Here is a 26,321-nt window from a genome sequence, read left to right on the forward strand (position 1 = left end):
TGACACAGCCCCATCGCGAGCGAGCTCGCTCCCACAGGTTCTTTAGCAGTCAGGCAATTATGTGGCCTCCTGGAAATCCATTTCCGGTGGCTGGCGACGGAAGCCACTGGTCAGCACCGCCAAGTACACCACGCCAATCGCCAGCCAGCTCAGGCCCAGATAGATCGCCAGGTGATCGAGGCTGACCATCAGCCACAAATCTGCCGCCAGACCGATAAACGGGAACAGCAGGAACAACACGAATTCACGCAGCCCTTTGTGCTCACCGCCAATCCAGTAGTGAAAGATCACCGACAGGTTCACCAGGCTGAACGCCAGGAACGCGCCGAAGTTGATGAACGAGGTTGAGGTGGTGACGTCCAGTTTCAGTGCCAGCAACGCGACCACGGCGCACAACAGGATGCTGTTGACCGGCGTGCCAAAGCGTTCATGCAAAGTGCCGAAGAACGATTTTGGCAGCACACCGTCACGACCCATCGCGAACAACAGCCGCGAGCCGCTGGCCTGAGCCGACAGGCCCGACGCAAACTGGCCGACGATCAGGCCGATCAGGAAGATCGACACGAACAGGTCACCACCGATGTTGCGGGCAATTTCATAGGCCGCCGAGTCGACGCTGTCGAACTGGAACGACGGATGCGCGATCTGCACGAAGTACGACACACCAACGAAGATCAGCCCGCCGATCAGGGTGATCAGCATGATCGCTCGCGGGATAGTGCGACGCGGGTCGCGGGTTTCTTCGGTCAGGGTGCTGACCGCGTCAAACCCGAGGAATGAATAACAGGCGATGGCTGCACCGCTCATGATCAGCGGCATCTGCATGTCACCGTTGAAGAACGGTTTGACCGACCACAACGGCGTGCTTGCATCGCCACCAACGTAATGAACGCACAGCGCAACGAAGGCGATCAGTACCAGGAACTGCACCAGCATCAGTAACGCGTTGATGCCGTTGGCCAGTTTCAGACCGACGATGTTGATCGCACTGGTGATGCCGATGAACGCCAGCACCCAGATCCACTGCGGCACGGCCGGGAACGCGGAGTTGAGGTAGGCCGCGCCGATCAGCCAGATCGCCATCGGCAGGAACAGGTAGTCGAGCAGCACGGCCCAACCGGCGATGAAACCGAGTTTCGGGCTGATCGCCTTGCGGACATAGCTATAGGCCGAGCCAGCGACGGGAAACGCCGAGGCCATTCGGCCATAACTCATGGCGGTGAAAAACATCGCCACCAGCGCCGCCAGGTAAGCGGCCGGGACCATGCCGGCGGTGGATTGAGCAAGAATGCCAAAGGTGCCGAGCACGATGATCGGCGTCATGTAGGCGATGCCGAACAGCACCACCGAACCCAATGACAGGGTGCGTTGCAAACGAGCCATGAGCGACTACTCCGAATTTATTAGATTTATGGCAGAGCCGAGTTCGGCGCTAAATTTCGGGTGTTTCGTTGTTGTAATTGGGTGCAAGGTCAAACAGGTGTGGCGCCTGCCATGGCCTCATCGCGAGCAAGCTCGCTCCCACAGAGGATCTTCAGCGGATACAAAACTCGTGAACGACAGAGAACAACTGTGGCAGCGAGCTTGCTCGCGATGAGGTCAGCACAATCCACAAAGTGTCCGGATCAGTTTTTAGGAATCATTAGCTCCCGCACGCCTGAAGCCTGTTCAACAATCTCCCCCGGCAACTTCAGCCGCTGATCATCCAGATACCGATAATCCTGCCGCGCCGCCGTCAGCTGATTCAGGTCCAGCTCCACCGCAAACTGCCCCTCCTCCCTTCCGGCCTCGAACAACAAAGCCCCCAGCGGATCCACCAGCGCACTGCCGCCCGCAAACACCAACCCACCATCGCCCTCTTCCACCCGGTTGACCATCAGCGCAAACGCCTGGTTTTCCTGGGCGCGGGCCATGATCGCGGTGCGGTGAGTCGGGCCGTACGGGTCCATGTTGCCGTTGGTGACAATCACCAGTTCTGCCCCCAATTGCGCCAGGGCCCGGGCGGTTTCCGGGAATTCGATGTCGTAGCAAATCAGCAGGCCGACCCGCACACCGTTCCACTCACACGTGGCGTAACGGTCGCCGGCCTCGAACACACCGCGATCCGACGCCCACAGGTGCGTCTTGCGATATTTCAGCGCGATACCTTCGGGGGTGATCAGCAGCGTGGTGTTGTAGAAGCGGCCGTTGTCGTTCTCGGCCATGCCGATCACTACGGCGATGTCGTGTTCACGGGCAGCAGCCAAGACCGCGCTGACGGTCGGACCGTCCAGCGGTTCGGCGGTTTCGGCCAACGCCTCGAGGGACGGGAAGCCCATCAGGTGGGTTTCGGGAAACACGATCAGCTGCGTAGCGGCAGCACAGGCGGCAATCGCCTTCAGAGCGCGTTCGAGGTTGTAAGCCGTGTCGTTGTCACGGCCCGCCAACTGGGCGAGTTCGACTTTCATGGGTATTCCTTGTTCTTAACCTCGGGCTGGCAGAAAGATTGCCCGGTCGGTGTCTGTGCGCCAGTATGCGCAGCAAGCCACCGGCCGGGAAATCACGCCGCTGGGGTAACCCGATAGGGGTAGAGGCATGACACTTTCGTTAGACGACATCGCGTGGCACCGCTCGGTCGGGCAACTGATCGACGCTTTGGACAAGCCCAATTTCTGGACGCAGCTGGTACGGTTGCTGGATCAGTACGTGACCTCCGACAGCTGGGTGGCGCTGCTTTTCAGCGCCGACCAGCACCCGCAAGTGTTCGCCGAATGCCCGGGCGCGGACGGCAGTCCCGATCAGTTGTTCCAGGATTACCTGCGCGGTTTGTACCTGCTCGATCCGTTCTACATCGCCTGTCGCGAGCAGTCGCGCACCGGGCTTTATCGCCTGTCGGAAGTGGCGCCGGAGCATTTCGAGCTGACCGAGTATTACCAGCGCTACTTTCGTCTGAATGTGGTGGCCGATGAAATCCAGTTCAATTGCCAGCTCGAAGGCGACCGCACGCTGTGCCTGTCACTGGGCAGCAAGCAACGTTTCAGCGGCCAGCAGATCGCCTTGCTGTCGCTGATCCAGCCCTGGGTGCTCGGCCTGTTGCGCCAGCGCCTGCCCTACGAAATAAACGAAGTCGTGGCCCTCGCACCCGCACCGCCGCAAGTTGACTGGCGGGTGCAGCTGGAAGCGTCGGTGCAGCAACTCAAAGGCGCGCAATTGACCGCCCGGGAGCTGGATGTCGGGCGCTTGATGCTCAGCGGTTGCTCCAGTAAGGAAATCGCCCGCAAGCTGGAAATCTCTGTCGAAACCGTGAAAGTCCATAAGAAACACATGTACAGCAAACTGGGGATCAAATCCCAGTCAGAGCTGTTTTCGATTTTTCTCCAGGCACAGAACGCCTGATTGCGCAGTGGAGCGCTTTTCTGTGGGAGCGAGCTTGCTCGCGATAGCGGTCTTTCATTCAGCATTGATGTCGACTGAACCACCGCCATCGCGAGCAAGCTCGCTCCCACAGGGATCTCCATGTCATCTATGAACAAGTCCGAACCCAAGGAAACCGTATGAGCCTGTCACTCCTGAGCCGCTACGCCTTCTTTGCCGTCTGTGTGATGTTTACCCTCGCCAGCCTGCCCTTCCTGGAGCACGACTGGCTCTGGCCAATCACCGCCGTCACCGGTGTGCTCAGCTTGATCGGCATTTTCGATCTGCTGCAAAGCCCTCACGCCGTGCGCCGTAATTACCCGATCCTCGGCAACATCCGCTATCTGGTGGAGGGTATCCGCCCGGAAATCCGCCAGTACCTGCTTGAATCCGACAGCGACGCCCTGCCCTTCTCCCGGGCCCAGCGTTCGCTGGTCTATTCACGGGCCAAGAACGAAAGCGCCGACAAACCCTTCGGCACGTTGATCGATGTGTATCAGTCGGGTTTCGAATTCATCGGCCACTCCATGCGCCCGGCGCCGTTGAGCGATCCGAGCAGTTTCCGGGTAACGGTCGGTGGCCCGCAGTGCACGCAGCCGTACTCGGCGTCGGTGTTCAACATCTCGGCCATGAGCTTCGGCTCCCTCAGCGCCAATGCCATTCGCGCGTTGAACCAAGGGGCGAAACTCGGCAACTTCGCCCACGACACCGGCGAAGGCAGCATCAGCGCCTATCACCGGGAAAACGGCGGGGACCTGACCTGGGAACTCGGCAGCGGCTACTTCGGCTGCCGCACCGCTGACGGGCGCTTCGACCCTGAACGCTTCGCGGCACAAGCGCAGACACCCCAAGTGCGGATGATCGAAATCAAGATGAGCCAAGGCGCCAAGCCCGGTCATGGCGGGATTCTGCCCAAGCACAAAGTCACCAGGGAAATCGCCGAAACACGCGGCATCCTGATGGGCGAAGATTGCATCTCGCCGTCGCGGCACAGCGCGTTTTCCACGCCGATTGAACTGATGCACTTCATCCAACAATTGCGCGAACTGTCCGGCGGCAAACCGGTGGGCTTCAAGTTCTGCCTGGGCCACCCGTGGGAATTCATGGGCATCGCCAAAGCCATGCTGGAAACCGGCATCCTCCCCGACTTCATCGTGGTCGATGGCAAGGAAGGCGGCACCGGCGCCGCGCCCGTGGAGTTCACCGACCACATTGGTGTGCCGATGCGCGAAGGCCTGCTGTTCGTGCACAACACGCTGGTCGGCCTGAACCTGCGGGACAAAATCAAACTCGGCGCCAGCGGCAAGATCGTCAGCGCCTTCGACATTGCCAGCGTCCTGGCCATCGGCGCCGACTGGGCCAACTCGGCGCGCGGCTTCATGTTCGCCATCGGTTGCATCCAGTCGCAAAGCTGTCACACCAACAAATGCCCGACCGGCGTCGCCACCCAGGACACCCTGCGCCAACGCGCACTGGTGGTTCCGGACAAGGCCCAACGCGTCTTCAACTTCCACCGCAACACGCTCAAGGCCCTGGCCGAAATGCTCGCCGCTGCTGGACTGGAACATCCTTCGCAGCTATCAGCTAAACATTTGGTACGGCGCATGTCGGCGACCGAGATCAAATTGTTTTCGCAACTGCATGTGTTCTTGAAACCGGGAGAGTTGCTGACCGGTGAAGTGAATGGCGAGTTTTACTCGCGGATGTGGCAGATGGCGCGGGCGGACAGTTTTGAACCGAATGAGTTGGCTGCCGCGTAAACAACGATTGAACGCCTTACACCAAGAATGGACACCATGCTGAAAGTCATCGCTCAGGATTTCATCAAACCCGAACACATTGAAACCGTTCGCCCCTGGTACGCCGAACTGGTCGAGAAGACTCGACTGGAACCTGATTGCATCGCTTACGACCTGTTCGTCGATCAAAAAGACCCCGGGCACTTTATCTTCGTCGAACAATGGCCAAATCAGGCGGCGCTGGATGCTCATTGCCAGTCTGAACACTTTCGGCGACTGGTACCGCAGATCAATGCTTACCAGGCCAGGGATTGCATTATCGTGCTGATGGATGCGTTCTGACGCCCGCCATCACCAGTGAAGCGCCTTAATCGGGGCCGGCTCTTTCATGACAATAAAACCGTAATCGCCGAGCAGATAAATCCGGTAGTACTGGCGCTCCAGCACCGGTGGATAACCCTGATAACCCACCCGGGTCGCGTTACGTCGTTCCTTCTCCGCAACGACGTTGGTGATCCCCACTTTCGGCAGGTTCTCGGCCAGCATGTAGAAGTCGATGTTCAGCAGATAGTGCAACACTGGCATCTGCTTGAACGAGCCCGCCGCCCCCAGCAACCAGTGATCGGAATAGGTCACTGACATGTAAATGCGCTTGGCCTCCAGCAGCTGTCGATTCGACGCGATGTCGTGTTCAAGACTTAATAATGCGCTGGACGCGAAGGCTTTCTGGACGGTCAGCACCCGTCCATAGGCATACGAAATTGAAAGCATCGCCAGCAGTGGAACCATCAACAACAGCGGCAACCGCTGGTGGATTCGTGCCAGCGACAGATGGCTCAAATAGAACAACAGCACCAACAGAACCGCGAAGCCCATCAGCGTCCTGGCGCCTTCATTGAAGTCCCGAAAAAACAGCGCGACACCTGACACCAGTAGCGTCACGACCGGCAATGTCAGTAAACACACCAGGCCGATCAGGATTTTCTTCAGCCCTGTGTCCTGACGTTCCAACACGTTCAGCCCCAGCCGGACACTACCGGCAATGGCACACAGCAGCAGTGCGGCGAACACCCAGGCAAATCCGCCGTGAAACAGCAGCACGACTTTTTCCAGCACCCGGCCGATGTTGATTTGAAGTTGCAGCAGGGGCTGCGCCGTCCAGTTCAACAACAAGGTGCGATTTCCACTCATGAACGGATAAGCACTGACGCTGTAAATCAACCAGCCCAGGATGGCCTGCGATATTTTCCAGCCGATCAACTCGCACCACCGCGGCCAGACCAGCTTGTCATTCGCGCTCCTGAGCAGTTCCAGGCAACACAGGCCCAGAAACACATTGAAGCTCACCTGATAGAGCCCCAACGCCAGCGCGATCAGGAACGAAGGCACCAGCCAATGAACGATGCGCGAGGGATGACGGAAGGTGATTGCATAGATGACCGCCACCACGCTCAACGCCATGGCGGGCCCGTCGTATTGATAGGACAGGTTTTGCAGAAAGAACGGGTTGTACCAGAGCGGCAACGGCACCAGGCAGCAAGCAATCGTCGGTTGCGGGTAGTAATGAAACGTCAGGCTGGTCAGCGCCGCGGCCATGCCCAGCGTGGCGATCAACAGCGGCAGCGGAAAGATGTTCGGCGCGGCATTGCTGAAGGTCAGCAGGTTGTAGAACAGTTCGGTGAATAACCGTCCCTGCTCCGCCCAGGCCGAACCGGCCGCGGCCGACAACGAGCGCCAGTTATCATCGATATACGGATAGTCCGCAAGGATCAGCGGCACCACATACACTAAGGTCGCCAACAGAAAAAACAGCCAGACTTGCCGACGCCCGAGTTCCTTGCTGAAAAAGTCGCTGAACCTGCCCATGCTAAATCCCGAGCCGGTCTTTGCCGCCGACGATGTCTTTCACCACATAGCGCGGCCGATGTTTGGCTTCGATGTAGATGCGGCCGACGTACTCACCGAGGATGCCGATGCCGATCAGTTGCACGCCGCCGAGAAACAGAATCGCGGTCATCAACGACGGGTAACCGGGGACGCTGTTGCCGAAGAAAATCTTGTCCAGCACCATGTACACCGCGTAGAGCACCGCGAAGATCGAAATACCGCCACCGACGTAAGTCCATAAGCGCAACGGCACCGTACTGAACGAGGTCACGCCTTCCAGCGCCAGGTTCCAGAGCTTCCAGCCGTTGAACTTGCTGGTGCCCGCCACTCGCTCGGCTCGCTCGTACTCCACCACCACGGTGTTGAACCCGGCCCATGACAGCACGCCTTTCATGAACAACTGGTGCTCGGGAAGCGCGCGAATCACGTCGACCACCTTGCGGTCCATCAGTCGAAAGTCCCCGACATTTTCTTCGATGCGGGTGTAAGCGATCCGGTTCAGCACACGGTAGAACAGCGACGCGCTGTGGCGTTTCAGGTAACTATCGGCGGTGCGGTTCCGGCGTTTGGCGAGCACCACATCCGCGCCTTTTTGCCATTCGCCAATCAACCGAGGGATGACGCTGATCGGGTCCTGCAAATCGACATCCATGGGAATCACCGCATCGCCGGTGGCATATTCCAGGCCGGCGAACAACGCCGGTTCCTTGCCGAAGTTGCGCGAGAAGTTGATCAGCAATACCTGTTCATCGGCCTTCGCCAAGGCCTTGACCTCCTCAGCCGTGCGGTCGGAACTGCCATCGTTGATGAACACGATCTCGACCTCTGCCTGGTCAAGCCTCAACTCGCGACGCACGGCCTGATAGAACAGGCTGATCGCCTGCTCTTCATTGAATACCGGAACGATCAACGAGACTTTCATGCGTTACGCTCGCGAAAGACCACGTACTTTGAAAACAGAAAGCCGAGCACCAGGCTCAATGCTGAAAAGATAGCCACCGTCAGCAGGCCGTGAAGTCTCCACACGTCACCTGCATGGCCGACGCCCAGACTCAGCGCCCCCATGGCTCCCAAGAATAGAAGATAACCGCCGACCGACGCCTTGGCATCGAAGGTATACAGCGCGTTCATATAGAAGGAAAACGAGGCGGCAACGCAGAAGGCTGCCAGGTTGCTGACAGCCTGACTGAAGCCGGCCCCCACGCTCAGCAGGAAGAAGATTTGCCAGTGGATCAGCGTGTTGGCGACCCCGACCACCGTGTAGCTGGAAAATCCTTTCCACAAAAGTTTCATGGTGAGCCTCCTGTTTCACGTCATAAAACTTTGAACCTGTCTACTGTCAGAAATCACAGGTTGGGCAGCCTTTCAGACCAGCGGTCAGGGCTTGCCTCAACGCCAGGAGACATCCCGTAATATCCCGGTTTTGCAATTACCTGCGAATCACGCCACCCTGCGCGCCGCCGATGTGCGGCGCACAACCTTTGGCGCCTTCGGCTACCCCTTATCTCAACACCCGTTCACGAGCCCGCCGTCATGACGTTTGAGCGCGATCACCGAATCGACTTTTTTCGCGGCCTGGCACTGATCTTCATTTTTTGGGATCACGTGCCTCACAACCCCCTTGGCCAAATCACCCTGCGCAATGTCGGTTTCAGCGATGCCGCAGAAATATTCGTGTTTCTCGCCGGCTACGCGGCCGTTCTGGCCTACGGCAAAATCCTTGCGCGCGATGGTTACCTGATCGCCTGCGTGAAGATTCTGCGGCGCGCCTGGGTGCTCTACGTGGTCCATATTTTCCTGCTGGCCATGCTGATGGGCATCGTGTTCTTCGCCAACAGTCATGTGGAAACCCGCGATCTGGTGGAGGAAATGGGCCTGCATCACTTCATCACCAATCCTCAGCAAGCGTTGACGGATGAGTTACTGCTGCGCTTCAAGCCGAACCTGATGGACCCGCTGCCGCTATACATCGTGCTGCTGGCGGGATTGCCACTGGTCCTGCCGTTGCTGGTGCGCAAGCCGTGGGCGGTCGTAGCGGTGTCATTGGCGGTGTACTTGCTGGCACCGCGGTTTGGCTGGAACCTTGCGGCCATCAAGGACGGTGTGTGGTACTTCAACCCCGTCACCTGGCAACTGCTGTTTATCCTCGGCGGCTTTGCGGCGATTCAAGGGCTGCGGCCACGGTTGCCCGACACTCGCCCGCTGCTGCGCCAGCCCTTGTTTGTCAGCGCGGCGGTGTACGTGGTGGTGACCGGTGTGATTACTGTGTCCTGGCGCTGGCCGGAAATACATGATGCCGTGATGCCAGCCAGCCTGAGCAACTTGCTGTACCCGATCAGCAAGACCGATCTGTCGCCGGTTCGTCTGCTGCACTTCCTGGCGCTGGCTTATGTCACCGCCAGGCTCTTGCCCGGCAACGGCTGGACGCAAAACTGGCTGGCGCAGCAATGCTGCCGCATGGGGCGCTACTCACTGGAAGTTTTCTGCCTCGGCGTGCTGTTGGCGCCCTTGGCGGACATGCTCAACGCCCTGACCGACGATGCGTTTGCGATGCAGGTTTTCACAGCGTTGGTGGGGGCCGGGGTGATGGCGTTGCTGGGGGCGTGGCTGGATTTCAATAAACGCCTGAATCGGTCGGTCCAGGTCGCAGCCGCTTGATATCGACATAGTTACCCTAGTGGCAAGGGGGATTTTGTGGCGAGGGGATTTATCCCCGTTGGGTGGCGCAGCCGCCCCAAAACCAGCAGTCGCGATGTGTCAGGTATACCGAGTGCTATGGTTTTACGACTGCTTCGCAGCCGAACGGGGATAAATCCCCTCGCCACAAAAGCTCGCTCGACACATGATAAAAAGCCCCGGCCAATGGACCGGGGCTTTTTCATTTCAGGCGTTACGTCTTACGAAGCCGAACGCACCGCACCTTGCGACACGTTGGTCGGCTGCAGCTTGAACACGTAGAACAACACCGTCAGCAGGACCAGGAACGCCGGGCCCACATAGAGCGCCACGCGGGTGTCCGGGAAGTACGCCATCAAGCCGACCACCAGCACCAAAAATGCCAGCGCCAGGTACGAGCTGACCGGGTACAGCCACATCTTGTATTTCAGGCCGGCACGTTCGCTGGCGCTCAGGCCTTGGCGGAACTTGAGCTGGGCCAGCAGGATCATCACCCAGGTCCAGATCGCGCCGAAGGTGGCAATCGCCGTCACCCAGACAAAGACTTTTTCAGGCACCAGGTAGTTGAGCAGCACGCCCAGCAACAAGGCACCGATCGACAGCAGCAACGCGCGACGCGGCACGCCGTTGTTCGAAGTCTTGGCGAAGCCGGCCGGGGCCTGGCCGTTCTGCGCCAGGCTGTACAGCATGCGCCCGGTGCTGAAGATACCGCCGTTGCAGGACGACAGTGCCGCGGTGATCACCACGAAGTTGATGATGCCGGCGGCGGTCTTGATGCCCAGACGCTCGAAGGTCATCACGAACGGGCTGCCCTGAGTGCCGATTTCGTTCCACGGGTAGATCGACAGGATCACGAACAGCGCGCCGACGTAGAACAGCAGAATCCGCCAGAACACCGAGCCGATCGCATTGGGAATGGTCTTCTGCGGGTTCTTCGCTTCACCGGCGGTCAGGCCGATCATCTCGACGCCGAGGTAGGCGAACATCACCATTTGCAGGGACATCAACACGCCTTGCACGCCGTTGGGCATGAAGCCGCCATGTGCCCAGAGATTGGAAATCCCCAGTGCCACGCCGTCGTTGCCGAAACCGAACGCGATCACGCCGATACCGCCGACCACCATCGCAATGATGGTGACGATCTTGATCAGGGCGAACCAGAACTCGAACTCACCGAAGGCTTTCACCGCGATCAGATTGATCGAGCCCATGCTGATCAACGCGGCGAGTGCCCAGATCCAGCGCGGCACATCGGGGAACCAGACGCCCATGTACACCGCCACTGCGGTGATTTCCGCAACGCAGGTCACCAGCCACAGGAACCAGTAATTCCAGCCGGTCAGGAAGCCCGCCAACGGGCCGAGGTAGTCTTGAGCATAACGGCTGAAGGAGCCGGCGACCGGGTTGTGCACCGCCATTTCGCCGAGGGCGCGCATGATCACCAGGATCGCCAGACCGCCGATGATGTAGGACAGCATGATTGCCGGGCCAGCCATCTCGATGGCCTTGGCCGAACCGAGGAACAGACCGACGCCGATACAGGCACCGAGCGCCATCAAGCGAATATGCCGTTCGCCGAGTTCGCGTTTGAGCGGGCCGCCTTGAGCGGTCTCGCCATTGGGCAGGTGATTGCCTGGCATGGGGTACAACCTCGTCTTGTTATTGGATATGACCACCGAGTGTCAAAGCGCTGACCGGTAAGCCAATGCTTTTCTGAAACCGGGCCTGCTTCGTGGGCAAACCCGTCTTGTAGGACAAAACCTGCAAGATCAGCGGGGCGTGCAGTATAAAAAGCTTCCTACAGGGTTTTTCACTCTATAAACCACAACATTCAGCGAGAACTCTCGGTAAAAGCGCGGTTTACGGAGGGGCATTACCTGCCTAAAGCGGGATTATTCGTAACTGAAACGGCGCGGAGTATTGCACGGTAATGGTGCATCGTCATGTCCCTACTTGCGCCGAATTTACCGTCAGATGGCTCTAGTTCGAGCATTTCAGACTCACCTCCGCGTATGGCGAGGGGCTCTTGTGGCGAGGGGGCTTGCCCCCGTTTGGCTGCGCAGCAGTCGTAAAATTGTATACGCGATGTTCCTTATGGAAATTTGGTTCGCCAGTAACGGGACTGCTTCGCAGTCCAACGGGGGCAAGCCCCCTCGCCACAAGAGCCCCTCACCGGATCCTTCGTAGGAAACAGAAATTTCACTCAACAATCGCAGCGCCAATGCAGACCACTGAGCACTAGCCTGAAAGCGTCACCTGACTTTCACGAAAGGAAGCAATGGATTGCCTACTCAACCAAACTCCCATCGCCTGCGTTTAGGCAGAAATTCCGAAAACGGTCGTGCCTACCTCATCACCGCAGTTCTTCACGATCGAAAACCCATATTTTCTGATTGGCGCTTGGGCCGCCTGCTTGTCGCAGAACTGCGCCGGGCTCACGACTCCGGGCTGGTGAATTCAATCGCTTGGGTGGTTATGCCTGATCACTTTCATTGGCTGATGCAACTGCAAGACAACAATTTAGGGAATGTCATTGGTGCAACCAAAGCCCGATGCGCCCAGGCAGTGAACAAAACGACCGGCCAAAGTGGCGCTTTGTGGCAAACCGGTTATCACGACCGAACCATTCGTGATGGCGAAGAGCTTCTGCCGTTCGCTCGTTACATTGTCGCCAATCCCTTGAGAGCAGGGCTCGTAGACAAAATCGGCGATTACCCCCTCTGGGATGTCTGCTGGTTGTAACGTCCCCCCCTCTATGGCTACCGAACTCCCTGTGGTGAAGGGATTTATGTGGTGAAGGGATTGGTGAGGGGATTTATGTGGTGAGGGGATTTATCCCCGTTGGAGTGCGAAGCGCTCCCCCTGTGTCCTTTTAGTCACATCGCGCCCACAGGTTTACGGCTGCTGCGCAACCGAACGGGGATAAATCCCCTCGCCACAAAAATCCCCTCACCACATACCCCCCCTTCACCACATAAACCCCCTCACCACAAAAGCTCCCTCGCCACAGGGAATGATGGGAATTCGATATTTGTGTATTCACAATTTTTTCACCAAGGCCAACCACCGTCTAAGCTTCAGACAAGTCCTCTCAATCTGCGTGAATGGATCAGTCGACTATGGGCGTTTTATGGCAAACCGATCCGAGAAAAAATGTGGTTCCGACTGAACGTGTGGATGAAGCGCCTATACCTGAAAAACCCCCTCGCAGCCGCACAAAGCACGGGTGGGGGGCGTTTTGGTTGTTGTTGCTGATAATACTGATTGTCCTGGGGCTGGCCGCGGCCAAGGAAATGCGCACGTCAAAGTTTCAATCCCGGGAACTCAGCCAATTCGCCGCCACCCTGAGCTACGAGCTGAAACCCGGTCCCAGCGATGCCATTCGCTATCCCGGTGCCGGTCCTTTCGACCTGCGTCTGGGCTACAGCTCTCTGGGTGAATTCCTGCCGCGTCTGATCAAGCGTGACTACGTTGTGGCGTCACAGACCCGGTTTTCCCAAAAGTTGATGGACTACACCGGCAATGGCTTTTTCGTGCCCTACTCGGAGAAAATCCAGGCTGGCTTGTCGATCACCGATTGCCGTGCGGCACCGCTTTACCAGTACAAATACCCACAACAACTGTATTCAAGCTTTGAGGCGATCCCCCCCGTGGTGGTCAACAGTTTGCTGTTCATCGAAAACCGCTTTCTGCTCGACCCCCGTCAGCCGCGGGCTAACCCTGCCGTGGATTGGCCTCGGTTCGGCATGGCGGCGTGGTCCCAGGTCGCCAAGTTAATGCACTTGCCGGGCCAGTCGGCGGGCGGCAGTACCCTGGCAACGCAACTTGAGAAGTACCGGCATTCGCCCGATGGCCTGACCGTGTCAGGCGCAGAAAAAATCCGTCAGATGATTTCTGCCAGTGTGCGCGCCTATCAGGCCGGACCGGAGACCCTCGAAGCCCGGCAGAACGTGATCCGCGATTACCTCAACAGCGTGCCCCTGTCGGCAGTACCGGGCCACGGTGAAGTGCATGGCATGGCCGAAGGATTGCGCGTCTGGTACGGCGCCGATTTCAACCAGGCCAACGAGCAGCTGGCCAGCAAGGAGACAGATCCGAAAAGCATGTCGGAAAAAGGTCTCGCCCTGCGTGAGATGCTGTCTTTGATGATTGCCCAGCGCCGTCCTTCCCACTACCTGACCAAGGGACACGATGAACTGGCCGAACTCACCGACAGCCACATTCGCCTGCTGGCACTGAATGGCGTGATCGATGCGCCACTCGCAGCATCGGCATTGGCCAGCAAAGTGATCTATCGCGACTGGCAGACACAGCCAACCATTCAGCCGATCGAAACCAACAAGGGCATCAGCGTGGCACGCAGTCGTCTGGGCGGGTTGCTCAACCGTCCGCTGTACGACCTCGATCGCCTTGATCTTTCCGCCACCAGCACCCTGCAAGGCGAGTTGCAATCTCAGGCTACCGAGTACCTGAAGCATCTGGCCGACCCTGTGTTTGCGGCGCAGATCGGTTTGATGGGCGAACGCCTGCTGACCCCCACCAGTACCTCCCAAGTGCGCTACAGCTTCACGTTGTTCGAACTGACCCCCGACGGCTCGCGGGTGCGGGTGCAGACCGACAGCACAGACCAGCCGTTCGATATCAATGAAGGCAGCAAGCTGGAACTGGGCTCCACCGCCAAGATGCGTGTGCTGACCACCTATTTGCAGATCATGGCCGAGTTGCACGATAAATACGCAACGATGACCGTCCCGGAACTGAAGAAGGTCGACGTCCCTGAACAGGACCGCCTGAGTCGCTGGGCCGTCGATTACCTGATCCAGAACAAAGACCGCAACTTGCCAGGCATGCTCGGCGCGGCGCTGGATCGCAAATACTCGGCCAGCCCCGGCGAAGCTTTTTTCACCGGTGGTGGGCTGCACACATTCGTTAACTTTCGCAAAGAAGACAACGGCCGCCTCCCTACCCTGCGTGATGCCCTGCGTGAGTCGATCAACCTGCCGTTCATTCGGTTGATGCGTGACCTGGTGCGCTACACCACGTATTCCGGCCCCAGCAGCAGCGCCGAATTGCTCAAGGACGACCGCGACCCTCGGCGTCAGGAATACCTGGCCTCGTTCGCCGACCGCGAAGGCACGTCGTTCCTGCTGAAGTTCTGGAAGAGGTACAAAAACAAGGACACCCAGGCGCGGCTCGAGACCTTTCTCGACGGCATGCGCCCGACCCCGATCCGCATGGCCGCGGTGCATCGTTATCTGTTGCCACAGGCCAGTCAGGAAAGCTTCAACATGTTCGTGCGCTCGCACCTCACCGGCGCCAAGCTCACCGAAAAACTGACCGACGAACGCCTTCAACGGCTCTACGAAAGCTACGGCCCTGGCGCCTACGACCTGCCGGACCAGGGCTTCATCGCCAAGGTTCACCCGCTGGATCTATGGTTGATCGGCTACTTGTTGAACAACCCCGACGCCAAGTTCAGCCAGATCGTCAAAGCCAGCCAGTTCGAACGCCAGGAAGTCTACAGCTGGCTGTTCAAAAGCCGTCACAAGGGTGCCCGCGACAGCCGCATTCGCACCATTCTGGAGATCGAGGCGTTCCTCGACATTCACCAGCGCTGGCAGAAAGTCGGCTATCCGTTCGATCACCTGGTGCCGTCGCTGGCCACCGCCATCGGCAGTTCCGGCGATCGCCCCGCAGCCTTGGCGGAATTGATCGGTACCATCCTCAATGACGGCGTGCGCATGCCGACTTTGCGCATCGACAGCCTGCACTTCGCTGCGAACACGCCGTACGAAACCAAACTGATCAATGACCCGGATGTCGGTAAACGGGTGATGCCTTCCGAGGTCGCCGCCGCCATGCGCGAAGCGTTGTCGCAGGTGGTGGATGCCGGCACAGCCAAACGCATCTCCGGCAGTTTCGTAACCCCTGACGGCAAACCGTTGGCCATGGGCGGCAAAACCGGTACGGGCGATAACCGCATCGAAGCCTTCGGTTCGGGTGGGCGAATTCTGAGTTCGAAATCCATTAACCGCACCGCGACCTTCGTGTTCTACATCGGCGATCGTCACTTCGGCACGATGACGGCGTTCGTGCCCGGGCAATCGGCCGAAACGTTCAAGTTCACCTCGGCCTTGCCCGTGCAAGTACTCAAGGGGATGGCGCCGATCCTCACGCCCTATTTGCAACCGGGTAGCGCGTCACGATGCCTCCCGGTTGAAACGCCGAAAGTAGCCGCAGCGAATAAACAGGGTTGAATAATGGGTGGTGGTAATTACTTATTTTATGCATTGCAATATTAAATGAGTCCCTTATATGCGCGACCATTCAACAACAGGCTTTTAACCTATTATTTTTAGTCTCGATTGTTAGGCTTAATACACCTAACAGCATTCAAGGCTATGAATAATGACAGTTACAAGCACCCATAAAGGGCAACATTACGAATTAATAAAACTACGCATCGACCCTGTTTTCACCAACATGACAGTGCTGCGAAATGATGCCTTGAGAAACACCGTTTTACGCCGTGCCCCCTGGATGACGACTGCGTCGAACAGCGATCACGAACGCCTCGCCAGCGCCAACAAGAATGCCTGGAGCGCGCAGACCTCGGTCGACAGGCTTTTGGCCAATCTGAAAGACGTCTACTCCTTCGCCGAACCCTTGCTCAAGGCAAGACTGCGCGAAAAGTACAATGTGGAAGTGGACGTCAAAAACACTTACTTAATACTTTACGCAACAAAAAAAACACCGTGGTATGTGATCGACACTTCAAAAGGTTACACCGCACGCACGGTTTCCTTACTCGACGCAGCCCTGCATAACTTTTCATCCAATGAAACCTATGAAGCGGATTCCGGGTTCATCACCCAACCCGACAATCGCGGTTTATTCGACATTTTGCCGCTCAAGGAAAAAATAACCGTCGGCCAGTTTCAGGCGCTGTGCCGGGAACTGGACATCGGCTCGCAATACAAGAAGCACCTGGAAATCATTCTGCTCAGCAAAGAGCCAGTGTCTGAGGCGATGTTGCAACTCAACGTCCAGAGAAGCCAGCAGACCGCGCTCAAGGCCGCAGCGCACATGGCGTGGATGCGCAAGGACATCAGTCGCAGCGCCCATGCCCTGATCATCGAGTTACTCAACGGCTCGCATAACCTGGTCCTCGACGGTCAGGTCATGCAGGCCTGCGAGCTGGGCATGATGGACCTTACCCTGACCGGCATCCTGCTGATCCGTCCCGACCCAGAACAGATTCAGCGCTCGAAGAAAGTGATTGCCTACCTGCCCCACGACCCCGATCACCCGCTCAAGGAATACGAAAGCTCGATTGATTTCATGAAAGAGCTGACGCGCCAATTGCGGGACAACCGCGTGTCCGCGTCGACGAAGCAAAGCTACCGTCAGTACTTCAGCCAGTTTGTCGATCATGAACAGCGCGGTCATTTTTTCGCCGGGCTCGAACAACGTCTCACCATCGTCAAATGGCATGCAAAAGAACCGACGGATTCGCGCCCCTCATGGCGGGAAACCCCGGTGGACCGTCCGAACCTGCAATACAGCGCATTGCCGATCACCCAGCCCCTGTGGACCTGGATCTACCAGCGACAGCTGAACAAAATTCTCAATGATGCACGTGGGATCGCGGTGCCGACTGCCGACGCGGACAGCAATGCGCGTTGGGCCTGGTGGGAGAACTTCAAGAGAATCGTTTCAGACATTTTCAATGCAGCCTTGATGGTACTCATGCCGTTCGTGCCGGGACTGGGCGAACTCATGCTCGTCTACACCGCCTATCAGTTGACCCATGATGTGATCGAGGGGGTGGTTGATCTGGCGGAAGGCCTGTGGGAGGAAGGGGCCAAGCATATCGTTAGCGTGGCGTCCGACGTGGTGCAACTGATTGCCTTTGCCGCGGGTGCGAAAATCGCCGGCGAGTTCCAGCTCGCAGCCTCGGCGTTTATCGAGCGTATGAAACCGGTTCGGTTGCCCAACGGTGAACGCCGTTTGTGGAATCCGGACATAACAGCTTACGAGCACAAAAACCTGAGGCTGCCAGAACACTCCAGACCCGACGCACTCGGCCTGCATCGCCATGAAGGCAAGGACGTCCTGCCACTGGATGATCGGCTTTACGTGGTACAAAAAGAGTCCGGTCTGGATCGCCTGCAACACCCTGCCCGCCCCGAGGCCTATGCACCCAAAATGGCGCATAACGGACGCGGTGCCTGGACCCATGAGGGTGAAAACCCGCAGACCTGGGACAGCCCGGCCTTGATGAAGCGTCTGGGCCACAGCACCGAGGGCTTGAGCCTGGCGCAACTGGAAAACATCCGCCTGATCAGCGGCACCCACGAAGACGCGCTGCGCCGTATGCACGTCGACAACGCTCCACCACCGCTGCTGCTGGACGATACATTGAAACGCTTCAGGGCCTTCGAAGATGTCGGTGTGACCAGCCAGCAAGTCCGCTCGGGGCGCCCGATGGACCCGCCATCCAACTGGTTCGAACAACTGGTCACCGAACTGCCGGGCTGGCCGTCCGACTGCGCCTTGAAGGTGTATGAACGCTCGGACTTGAGCGGCATGGCCCGCACCTACGGCAGTGCGCAGCCAACGCGGACCTTGAGCCTTGGCCTGGCGGATGTCATGGAGGGCAAGCTGCCGGATAACGTGGTGGACTTTCTGGATGAGGCGCAGCTCGCGCAGCTGCTGGGTTCAAGATTACCGAAACAGGAGCGGACCCAGGCCTTGCGCGATTGCCTGGCCGATCTGGTCGATGGGCGCAAGGCCGGCATTTCTGACGATGTGTACCGCTTTCGCGAAGCCAGCAACGACCCGCGGGTTAGGCAACTGCAGCACCAGTATCCCGACCTGCCCACCGCCATCGCCGATCGATTGGTGGCCCATGCAACAAAAAGCGAACTCGATACCTTGACCGGGCAGCGACGCATCCCCTTGAGCCTCAAGGGGCGCGCCCGGGAGTGCGCTTTTGAAACCCGCTCTACACGGGCCATTGAGGGTTTGTATCAAAACGACCTGTTGACCCCCGACACCGAACGGCTAGCCCTCAATGTGCTGCGTTTGTACAGCGATACCTACAGCGACCTGCGCATCGAAGTTCGCGGCGGAGCACAAGATGGGCCCATGCGTTGCAGCGTTGGTCTGGATGACGCCACCAATGTCAGGTTGCTGCTGCGTGACGAACAGGGCCGCTACGAAGTTCACGATGGCAACCAACGCAAACTCTTCGAGGCCGATGATCTGTATGAGTCGATCCTGCGCGCCATGCCCGATCGGTCCCGTCGTGAACTGGGCTACGCACCGGGTCAGGGGAATGCTTTCAAGCAATGGCTGAAGAGCAACGCCCGGTTGCCGGCAGACCGTCGGACGGCACTGCTGGAGCCTGCGATTCGCCCGGTGCCGGAACTGGACACCGATCTGTTGTTGCGCGGCCCGCTACTGTCCAGGCCCCCCTTGACCATCGAGCAACGCGTGGAGGATCTCTACCCACACCTGAGCAAACGGGAAGTGGCCACTTTCGTCAGTTCGCTGCCCGCCGACAAAGACCCTGTCGAGGTGCTGACAAAGCTTGACGTCGAGCTGAACGAACTTCGCAACACGTTCGATGCGTGGAAGCAGCAAATGGCTCCAGTCCTGCCCGACGAGGCTGCCGTTGCGCCCGATGCGGTCAAGTTCATCTCGGAGCGCCTGCTGGAATGTTTCCAGAGAAAATCCCGTGTTTTCAATGAACGCAGTACCCGTCTGGAGGGGGGTTACACACTGGACCTGTCCACCGAGTTCCTCAGCCACGACCTTGAGCGCTGGTGGAAAAAACTGCCGGATATCAAGAAATACCTCGATCAGATCACCACGCTGAGTCTCGATAGCATGCGGTTCTCGCAAGGTTCAGGCGGGTTGTTGAAAGACTTCACCCTGCTGCGCCAGTTCAGCGCCCGTCGCTGCAACCTGACCCGTCTGCCCGAGGGCGTGCACCGGATGCACTTCCTTGAAACCCTGCGCCTGGACGACAACCGCATCGAACTGACACCCACGTCGGTAGAGCAGTTGCGCAACTTGACGCGGATGCAAACCCTCAGGCTTGATCACAACCCACTGGGCCGTGTGCCGAATGTCGAGCGCATGCCGCGCCTGAAGGTGCTGAGCCTGGCCCACACCGGCATCGAGGCCTGGCCGGACGGACTGTTCAACAAACATCGGCCCCGCGGCTTTTTCCTCGAGCTGCAAGGTAACCCGATCAGGACAGTCCCCGATGCGGCACCGGGCTCACATGAGGCATGGATTCTCGCCCGAGCGCGGCTTTCCCCTGACAAGCTACTGGCCCCCCATCGCGAGGCGTTGTTCGACTACCGACAATCGGTGGGATTGCACCGCCAGAATCTTTACGACCCCCTCGCCAACAATGCACGGGCCAAATGGCCACTGAGTGACGATTCGTTGCTTTGGGGCCGTCGCTCAATGGGATTGGGCACGTACAGGGTCGAAGCCTGGGACAACTTGATGACTGAACCGAACGCCACAGATTTTTTCAGAATCATCGATCATCTGACGACCTCCGCCGACTACCGGGCAGGGGGCCCTACGCGCGAGCAGTTGTCCCGTCGCGTCTGGGACCTGATCGATGCCATGGATCTGGATACACAGTTACGCGAAAAACTGTTTGGTATCGCCGAACACCCCGAGGACTGCACCGATGCCAGCTCCGAGATATTCAATACCATGGGTATCGAGGCACTTGCCTCCCAGGCGTACGCCTATTCAACGTCCAATGCCGAACTTGAAGTGAAGCTGGTGAAACTCGCCAAAGGGGCCACGCGCCTGGACCGAGTCAACGAAATAGCCCGGGCGGACGTAATGACACGCCCGAGCAGAGAAGAAGAAGTCGAGGTTTATCTGGCCTATCAGACCCATCTGGCGCAACGCCTCGGTTTGCCCTGGCAGTCAGAGACCATGCTTCACAGGAACATTGCAGGCGTAAGCGACAGCGCCATCGACCGGGCCTGTGAAACCGTGCTTTCAAGGGAAGAAGGCGATGGGCTGGTCAATGGCATGCTTGAGAATGCGTTCTGGGACAAGTACCTGCGTGACACCTATCCCAATGCACTTGCCGCCAACGATCGATACTTCAATCGCCAGATGGGACTGCTCGAAGACTCGCTTGCCGGCTCTGACGGCGAAGCGATGACCGAGCAGGCTTACTCGGCAAAGGTAAGCGATCTGGGCTACAAAAGGCTGGATCTGGGTCGGCGACTGACCCGTACCTTGATGAAAAAGCACGAACTGTAAACCCGTGTGCCGTCAGTAGTCGGTCAAGCGTAAATCCAAGGTAGGAACGAGCCTGCTCGCGAAGACGGAGTATCAGTCAACAGACCTGTTGAATGCACTGGCCTCTTCGCGAGCAGGCTCGCTCCCACAAGGTTTGCCTCATTCAGATCATATCTTGCGGTCACTCTCGACACTCACTCACCCGGCGCCCTGGCGCTGAACAACAACAATACGTTTCCGCTGTAATCCCCCGGGCGGTATCCCCCGGACGGCATCACCGGAGCGACTTCCAGCAACACCCGCTTGCCTGCCGCCGCGTCAGCCGCCGACACCACCAGCCGTGGAGAAAGATCCGGACTCAACTCCACACCGTTGAAACTGACCCGCAACACAATGTCGTCAGCCGGCCTGCCGTTCGACAAATAGGGAGCCGCCTCCAGGCGCGCTTCAATGGCGCTGGTGTCATGCCGTACATCGAAGTTCTTGCGGACACTGCTCAGGGTCGATGTCGAGGGGTTCCAGTTCAACCGCTGAGGCCGGTGAATCCAGTCCGGTTCGGCCGGGATCAGGTAGAACGAGCGTGTCGGGATGCTCACGGACACTTCGAAGGTGTGCTCTTCCCGGGCAGCCCATGCCAAAGAGCCCATCAGTGCGGTCATTGCCGTCAGCGCGACGGCGGCGCATAGCTTGATCATGTTCGATACCCGTTGCATCAATGGAAAACCGGCCTATCGGCTGGCAATCTTCAGGACTTTTTTACTGTCGCCTTCGATCAGGATGAAACGGTATTCACGCCCCTTTTCCTTGTCGAAGCCAAATGCCTTGCCGGCCATGACGTGGTGTTTGGTGGTCGCTCCACATTCGTTTTCATCACTTATTGCGCAGCTTTTGAACTCGTCGACGATGACCACGGTGTTGCCGTTATTGCGCAACTCGTAGTGATTGTCGGTGTCACTGATAACGCTCTCGAAACGGGAGTTTTTGGGCCGTACGAAGAAGACCGTGCCGAACCCGGTCATCACATTGACCCCCGCCGACAGGTTTTTTTTGTAGTCCTCGCGTTCTTCGCTGCTGACCAGAAACTCATCTTCCTTTTCCGGCACCACTGGGACAAAACGCACGCGAAAATAGCGCTCTCGGTCCCGCTCGCCCATGTACAACAGGCGTGTACCTTGCATGCCCTGGGCCGGCACGATCAGTCGAGCAGGGCTTGCCATGACGCCATTGCGCGAGGCGCCGTCGGCGGCAGCTTCGACCGGTATTTCCTTCGGCGTGCCGTCGGCCTCGTAGACGATTTCCAGTACGTTGACCTTGACGAAAGCGGTGCTGTCGCCGCTGTTGAATACTCGTTTCAAGTAGGTACTTTTATCGGCATCCAGATAGTCATACACGGTGCCAACGTTAATCTGTGGCCCGGCGTGAACCGCCAAGGGATACACACAGAGCACACACAGCCATAACAGACGCTTCATCCCCTCAACCTCATAAAAAATAAAAGATGACCAACCGAAAGGTCAGACTTCGGAATCCCAGATCACGGTGATGTTGCCCTTATAGGGCCTACCTTTAGAGTTGATGATCAACCAGTTGGTGTCCCGCTCACCCATTTCGAAATGCAGCGTTCCCGGCTTTCGATCGACATAGATGCGGGGCTGAAACGGGCTCGTAGCAGTGCGACTCAAAGGCAGCCGTCTGACCGGTTGCCCGGTACTGTCGGTCAGCCCGTTAGGCAAACTGACACTGACATTCACACCCCCCGCGTAACCCGACTCGCGGTCAAGAATCGCGCAACCAGTGTCCAGATCCAGCTCACACTCGAATCTCATCGTGAACTTTGACGAAGCGGAAATATTAAAAATTTGATCGCGATAAAGACGCACAGGTTTGCGTCCTTGCTCCAGCCAGGATTGCCAACCGCCTTGGGGTTCCAATAAAACCCGATTGCCACCGGGCGGAATATCCACCTTCAAGGTGTGCTGCACGTCCAGCACGAAGTCCAGGATCAGGTTGCCGTCGTCCGGATTCATCAACGGCCCCAGGTCGAAATCACCGCCAGGGCCGATCGTGTAGGACAAAGGCCCGGTATAAAGTCCGGATGACATACCCAAGGGATTGGGGGTTCGTAGCTCATAGGCAAAATCGAGGGTGTCGAACGACATGGATGGAATTCTGAAAGTGGCCACCTTGGTGCAAGGTGATTCCACTGGCGCCTTCCAGAAAAATCGATAGGTTGCGGGGGTGTAGGCCCCTACACCGCTGTACTGACAGGGCATGGGGGCATAGACCCAACTGTTGCTGGTCCAGAGCTTTTGATGCCCTGCGAGTGTGTCTGTCTCTCCGGTCAGATGGGTGGCTGAATCACTCAGGATGTACCGCGAGCCAATGCCGATAATGCGTACTTCGACGGTTTCCGTCTCCTGGGTTTGCATGTTGGTGATGGTCAGCTGCCGCCAGTTGGCCGGCACCTTCAACGAGATACCTTCATCGGGCGCTATGGCTCGAATTGATTCAAAACGAATCGGTAGCTGGATACTGAACATGTTGTTGTCGGCACACTCGCCCGGATAGGTCGCGCAATAACCACTGTTCGGCGTCTTGTTGATGAATACATTTCTTTGTGGCTGCGACGAATCCGGCTGAAACAACGCCCTGATCTCCTGATTCACCGCCCCCGCCGAAGGCACACTCAGCGCCGCCAATAACCCCAGCCAACACTTTGACCTTTTCATACGTTCAACCCGCCTTCTGATCCGTGGACGTGACGTCGGCCAGGGTGTCCGGCGTGCACCGCAGATCACCGATCATCAACACATTGTTTTCACTGCGATGACGGCTCGCATCGAGACGGAACTGGCACAACAGCTGATTGCCCTGGCGTACTTCCAGGGTCGGCGAGCCGGCGTTCATTTCCATCGAGAAGAACCCGTCGACCTCCGTCACCCCGCGACTGGCGTGGTTGATCACGTGGTGGCCCTTGAGCGGCCGCCCCTGTTCATCGACCAGTCTCCCGAGCACCGTCATGGTTTTCATCACCCGCACCTTGCGGTACTCCACCCCGCCCTTGTTCAGGTGATAGCGCGTGCGTGCCGGCTCGATGGTCGCTGCCGGCACGTGATTGCCTTCAAAATCGAAGCTCACCGAACTGTTCTGGTACGCGGTAATCGGGATGAAATTGCGCCCCGGCTTCAACGCCGCGCCGCCGCCGCTGTAATCGTCGGCGCGCAGGGTGATGTCGTCGATGTCTGATTCCACGTCGACAATCATTCCCGCGCCACGCATTTCGTAATGGCTGGTCATGAGCATTTGCTCGCCGCCGACGACCAGGGTGCTGTCCAGGTTAAGACCGCCGGTGAAGTTGCCGTTGTAGGAGGAACGCTGGACGAAACCGTCGCCATTGACTGCGTCGGTACGAAAGTTGGCAAGGCTCGACACACCCACGCCGTAGGTGTCAGTGAGTGCCGTCACCGAGACGTTTTGCAGCACGTGATCTTTGAAATCCTGGCGCCAGCCGAGGGAAGCATTGTTGTCGCGGCTGCCGTCACGGGCCGTGCGCGAACCGATGCTGCCGGTGATCTGCTGGCCCGGCGCGCCCAAGGCCAGGTTAAGGCTCAGGTCGATCCCGCGGTTGCGTGCGTCGCCACTGCTGACACTGCCGGGGCGATCAAATAACGACAGACGCCAACTCGCATCGCTGCCGAACAACGTAGCGCGCTGGGTCCAACCCAGATCCATACCGATGCCATCGACATTGCCCTCGCTGTGGGACACCCGTCCGCTGATCGAGCTTTTACTGCTGACCCGATGGTTGATCGCCAGTGATGAATTGCTGGTTTCACCAATGAACACATTGCGTTGGCGCACCCGTGTACCGTCTGGCAGGGTTTCGTACAGGTTGGTGGTGTCCAGCCAGCTGCGGTTGTGGCTGATCACCAGGCTACCGGAGCCATAGTTGTAAAGACTTTGCAGATCGAGACCGGTGCCATGATCCTGGGTCTGATACACGTTGGCATACAGGCTGATGTGATTGGCCAGGGTCCAGTCGATGGAACTGCCGTATTGCAGTTTTTCACGAATCTGCCGCGCCGATAGCCCGAGAATGACTCGTGGGTGCATCAAGTAATTGATCGAGGCCCCTACCGTCGGACTGCCGCTGGACTGCTGGTCCCAGTTACTGAGCAGTTTGCTTTCTTCACCGGCAAACAGGTTGTAGCGCCAGCGCTCGTCGAGGTTTCGCCAGTTGTTGGGTTTGTAGACCAGCTCCTGGGTAGTCGAGGTGATCTGGCCATCTTCGACCAGGCGCACTTCCACTTCGTAGATCCCGCCTGGCAGCGGCCGGGTGTCGAGGGTCTGCAATCCTGCGGGCACTGACTGGGTGTTGATCAACAGACCGTCGCGATAGATCTCCACCGACCCTTGGCGATTGGCCGTGACATAAATGGGGTAGACGCTGGGCATCGGACTGTTGATCGCCAGGCTGTCAGAGCTGCCGAGCATGACGCCGACAGCGGTATCGGGGCTGGTGCCAAACGTACGAGGTTGGCGGGTCAGCCCTTCGGAACTTGGGGTGAAATAGCCCAGACGCAGGAAACTGCCCTGCAGTTCGCGCTGGGTGTAGAGCTCGTGAACCGCGTGATAAAGCTTATCGTCGGGACCGCCGAGGCGGGCCAATTGCATGTTGAACGTCTGGCTCCAGTTGCCCAGGCTCGCGCTGGCTTCAAGGCCATAGCGCCCGCCCAGATCCTGATCCTGGCCGCCATTGAGGTTGAGCTGGTTGCGCACCATCAGGCCGCTACTGCCGCCCTCCGGTTGCTCGTAATAACGCTTGGCCTCCATGTCGCGCTCGGCGTTTTCGGTGAGGATCGAAACCAACGAGCTTTCCAGGTTGTAGTGCACGGCCAGCACCTGATCCGGGCATGATCCCGTGCAATTGCCCAGCGGCACACCCGGCTTGAGATAACTTGCCCATTTTTCCCGTTCAGCGGGGCTGAAACGGTTTTCGCTGGTGTCGGTAAATTCGAGCAGAGTGACGCGATCATCGCGAGACAACACCACCATGGCCTCTCCCAGAGGCTGTTGATCGAGTTCTACCCGGACAGCCAGAGGCACATCAAAGAAATGCTCCTCGAAATCAGCCGGAAGACCTTTGGCCTGCGCCAGGAGACTTCGCGGTGTCGTACCGGCGGAAGAAACGGGAGCCGCCGCTGCACTGGCGCAAAACAACAGCGCAAGCGCAGCCGCGATGGGGGTCATCGGGAACATGAACTCTTACTCTGATTACAATCAAGTTGAAGTCCGACGGGACAAACAATGCTGTTTGCCCTGTCGGTTTGCGCGACT

17 protein-coding genes are annotated in these 26,321 nt (G+C 58.2%); 7 read left to right on the forward strand and 10 right to left on the reverse strand.

Going from position 1 to position 26,321, the window contains the following annotated elements:
• Positions 1 to 57: 57 nt before the first annotated feature.
• Together VD17_RS16115 and VD17_RS16120 are read right to left on the reverse strand one after the other, a co-directional pair.
• Positions 58 to 1,383 carry an APC family permease gene (locus tag VD17_RS16115; RefSeq protein WP_046054644.1) on the reverse strand — a complete coding sequence of 442 codons (1,326 nt, stop codon included), beginning with the start codon at positions 1,381 to 1,383 and terminating at the stop codon, positions 58 to 60.
• A gap of 242 nt (positions 1,384 to 1,625) precedes the next feature.
• Complete coding sequence (locus VD17_RS16120) at positions 1,626 to 2,447, reverse strand: carbon-nitrogen hydrolase family protein (RefSeq protein WP_046054645.1); 822 nt, start codon at positions 2,445 to 2,447, stop codon at positions 1,626 to 1,628.
• A gap of 127 nt (positions 2,448 to 2,574) precedes the next feature.
• Here VD17_RS16120 and VD17_RS16125 point away from each other — a divergent pair, with 127 nt between their 5' ends.
• The 3 genes from VD17_RS16125 (at position 2,575) to VD17_RS16135 (ending at position 5,474) form a co-directional block, all read left to right on the forward strand.
• Positions 2,575 to 3,375, forward strand: a complete 801-nt coding sequence (locus VD17_RS16125) for a helix-turn-helix transcriptional regulator (RefSeq protein WP_046054646.1) — start codon at positions 2,575 to 2,577, stop codon at positions 3,373 to 3,375.
• 158 nt (positions 3,376 to 3,533) lie between these two features.
• Positions 3,534 to 5,153 (forward strand): FMN-binding glutamate synthase family protein, encoded by a 1,620-nt coding sequence (locus tag VD17_RS16130; RefSeq protein ID WP_046054647.1) that lies wholly within the window; start codon positions 3,534 to 3,536, stop codon positions 5,151 to 5,153.
• A gap of 36 nt (positions 5,154 to 5,189) precedes the next feature.
• Positions 5,190 to 5,474, forward strand: coding sequence for a putative quinol monooxygenase (locus VD17_RS16135; RefSeq protein ID WP_046054699.1), 285 nt, complete (start codon positions 5,190 to 5,192; stop codon positions 5,472 to 5,474).
• Between the two features lie 9 nt (positions 5,475 to 5,483).
• Here VD17_RS16135 and VD17_RS16140 read toward each other — a convergent pair whose 3' ends face one another.
• The 3 genes from VD17_RS16140 to VD17_RS16150 are packed head-to-tail and all read right to left on the reverse strand — an operon-like array spanning position 5,484 to position 8,312.
• Positions 5,484 to 6,998, reverse strand: coding sequence for a glucosyltransferase domain-containing protein (locus tag VD17_RS16140; RefSeq protein ID WP_046054648.1), 1,515 nt, complete (start codon positions 6,996 to 6,998; stop codon positions 5,484 to 5,486).
• Position 6,999: 1 nt separating this feature from the next.
• Complete coding sequence (locus tag VD17_RS16145) at positions 7,000 to 7,941, reverse strand: glycosyltransferase family 2 protein (RefSeq protein ID WP_046054649.1); 942 nt, start codon at positions 7,939 to 7,941, stop codon at positions 7,000 to 7,002.
• Positions 7,938 to 8,312, reverse strand: a complete 375-nt coding sequence (locus VD17_RS16150; RefSeq protein ID WP_033057427.1) for a GtrA family protein — start codon at positions 8,310 to 8,312, stop codon at positions 7,938 to 7,940. The genes VD17_RS16145 and VD17_RS16150 overlap by 4 nt, the downstream gene beginning before the upstream one ends.
• Positions 8,313 to 8,552: 240 nt before the next feature.
• Between VD17_RS16150 and VD17_RS16155 the strand changes: the two genes are divergently transcribed.
• The gene (locus VD17_RS16155; RefSeq protein ID WP_046054650.1) at positions 8,553 to 9,677 is read left to right on the forward strand and encodes an OpgC family protein; all 1,125 of its coding nucleotides are present in this window, start codon (positions 8,553 to 8,555) and stop codon (positions 9,675 to 9,677) included.
• Between the two features lie 239 nt (positions 9,678 to 9,916).
• On the opposite strand, the gene VD17_RS16160 is transcribed toward VD17_RS16155, so the two are convergent.
• On the reverse strand, positions 9,917 to 11,335 hold the full coding sequence (locus VD17_RS16160) for an amino acid permease (protein ID WP_046054651.1): 1,419 nt from the start codon (positions 11,333 to 11,335) through the stop codon (positions 9,917 to 9,919).
• A 643-nt stretch (positions 11,336 to 11,978) separates the two neighbouring features.
• Here VD17_RS16160 and VD17_RS16165 point away from each other — a divergent pair.
• From VD17_RS16165 to VD17_RS16175, 3 genes are all read left to right on the forward strand, one after another.
• Entirely contained in the window at positions 11,979 to 12,437 is a 459-nt protein-coding gene (locus VD17_RS16165; protein ID WP_046054652.1) for an REP-associated tyrosine transposase, read from the forward strand.
• Between the two features lie 377 nt (positions 12,438 to 12,814).
• On the forward strand, positions 12,815 to 15,952 hold the full coding sequence (locus VD17_RS16170) for a transglycosylase domain-containing protein (RefSeq protein WP_046054653.1): 3,138 nt from the start codon (positions 12,815 to 12,817) through the stop codon (positions 15,950 to 15,952).
• A 283-nt stretch (positions 15,953 to 16,235) separates the two neighbouring features.
• Positions 16,236 to 21,005: an NEL-type E3 ubiquitin ligase domain-containing protein gene (locus VD17_RS16175; protein WP_259674560.1), complete on the forward strand. Its 4,770-nt coding sequence runs from the start codon at positions 16,236 to 16,238 to the stop codon at positions 21,003 to 21,005.
• Positions 21,006 to 21,178: 173 nt separating this feature from the next.
• On the opposite strand, the gene VD17_RS16180 is transcribed toward VD17_RS16175, so the two are convergent.
• Genes VD17_RS16180 through VD17_RS16195 form a run of 4 tightly spaced genes read right to left on the reverse strand, consistent with a single transcriptional unit; the run spans position 21,179 to position 26,243 of the window.
• The gene (locus tag VD17_RS16180; protein ID WP_046054655.1) at positions 21,179 to 21,679 is read right to left on the reverse strand and encodes a CS1 type fimbrial major subunit; all 501 of its coding nucleotides are present in this window, start codon (positions 21,677 to 21,679) and stop codon (positions 21,179 to 21,181) included.
• A gap of 33 nt (positions 21,680 to 21,712) precedes the next feature.
• Entirely contained in the window at positions 21,713 to 22,456 is a 744-nt protein-coding gene (locus VD17_RS16185; RefSeq protein WP_046054656.1) for a pilus assembly protein, read from the reverse strand.
• A gap of 42 nt (positions 22,457 to 22,498) precedes the next feature.
• Complete coding sequence (locus VD17_RS16190; RefSeq protein WP_046054657.1) at positions 22,499 to 23,713, reverse strand: hypothetical protein; 1,215 nt, start codon at positions 23,711 to 23,713, stop codon at positions 22,499 to 22,501.
• Positions 23,714 to 23,717: 4 nt separating this feature from the next.
• Complete coding sequence (locus tag VD17_RS16195) at positions 23,718 to 26,243, reverse strand: CS1-pili formation C-terminal domain-containing protein (RefSeq protein ID WP_046054658.1); 2,526 nt, start codon at positions 26,241 to 26,243, stop codon at positions 23,718 to 23,720.
• Between the last annotated feature and the right edge of the window lie 78 nt (positions 26,244 to 26,321).

The sequence above is a fragment of the Pseudomonas fluorescens genome (assembly GCF_000968015.1).
Classification (GTDB): domain Bacteria; phylum Pseudomonadota; class Gammaproteobacteria; order Pseudomonadales; family Pseudomonadaceae; genus Aquipseudomonas; species Aquipseudomonas fluorescens_W.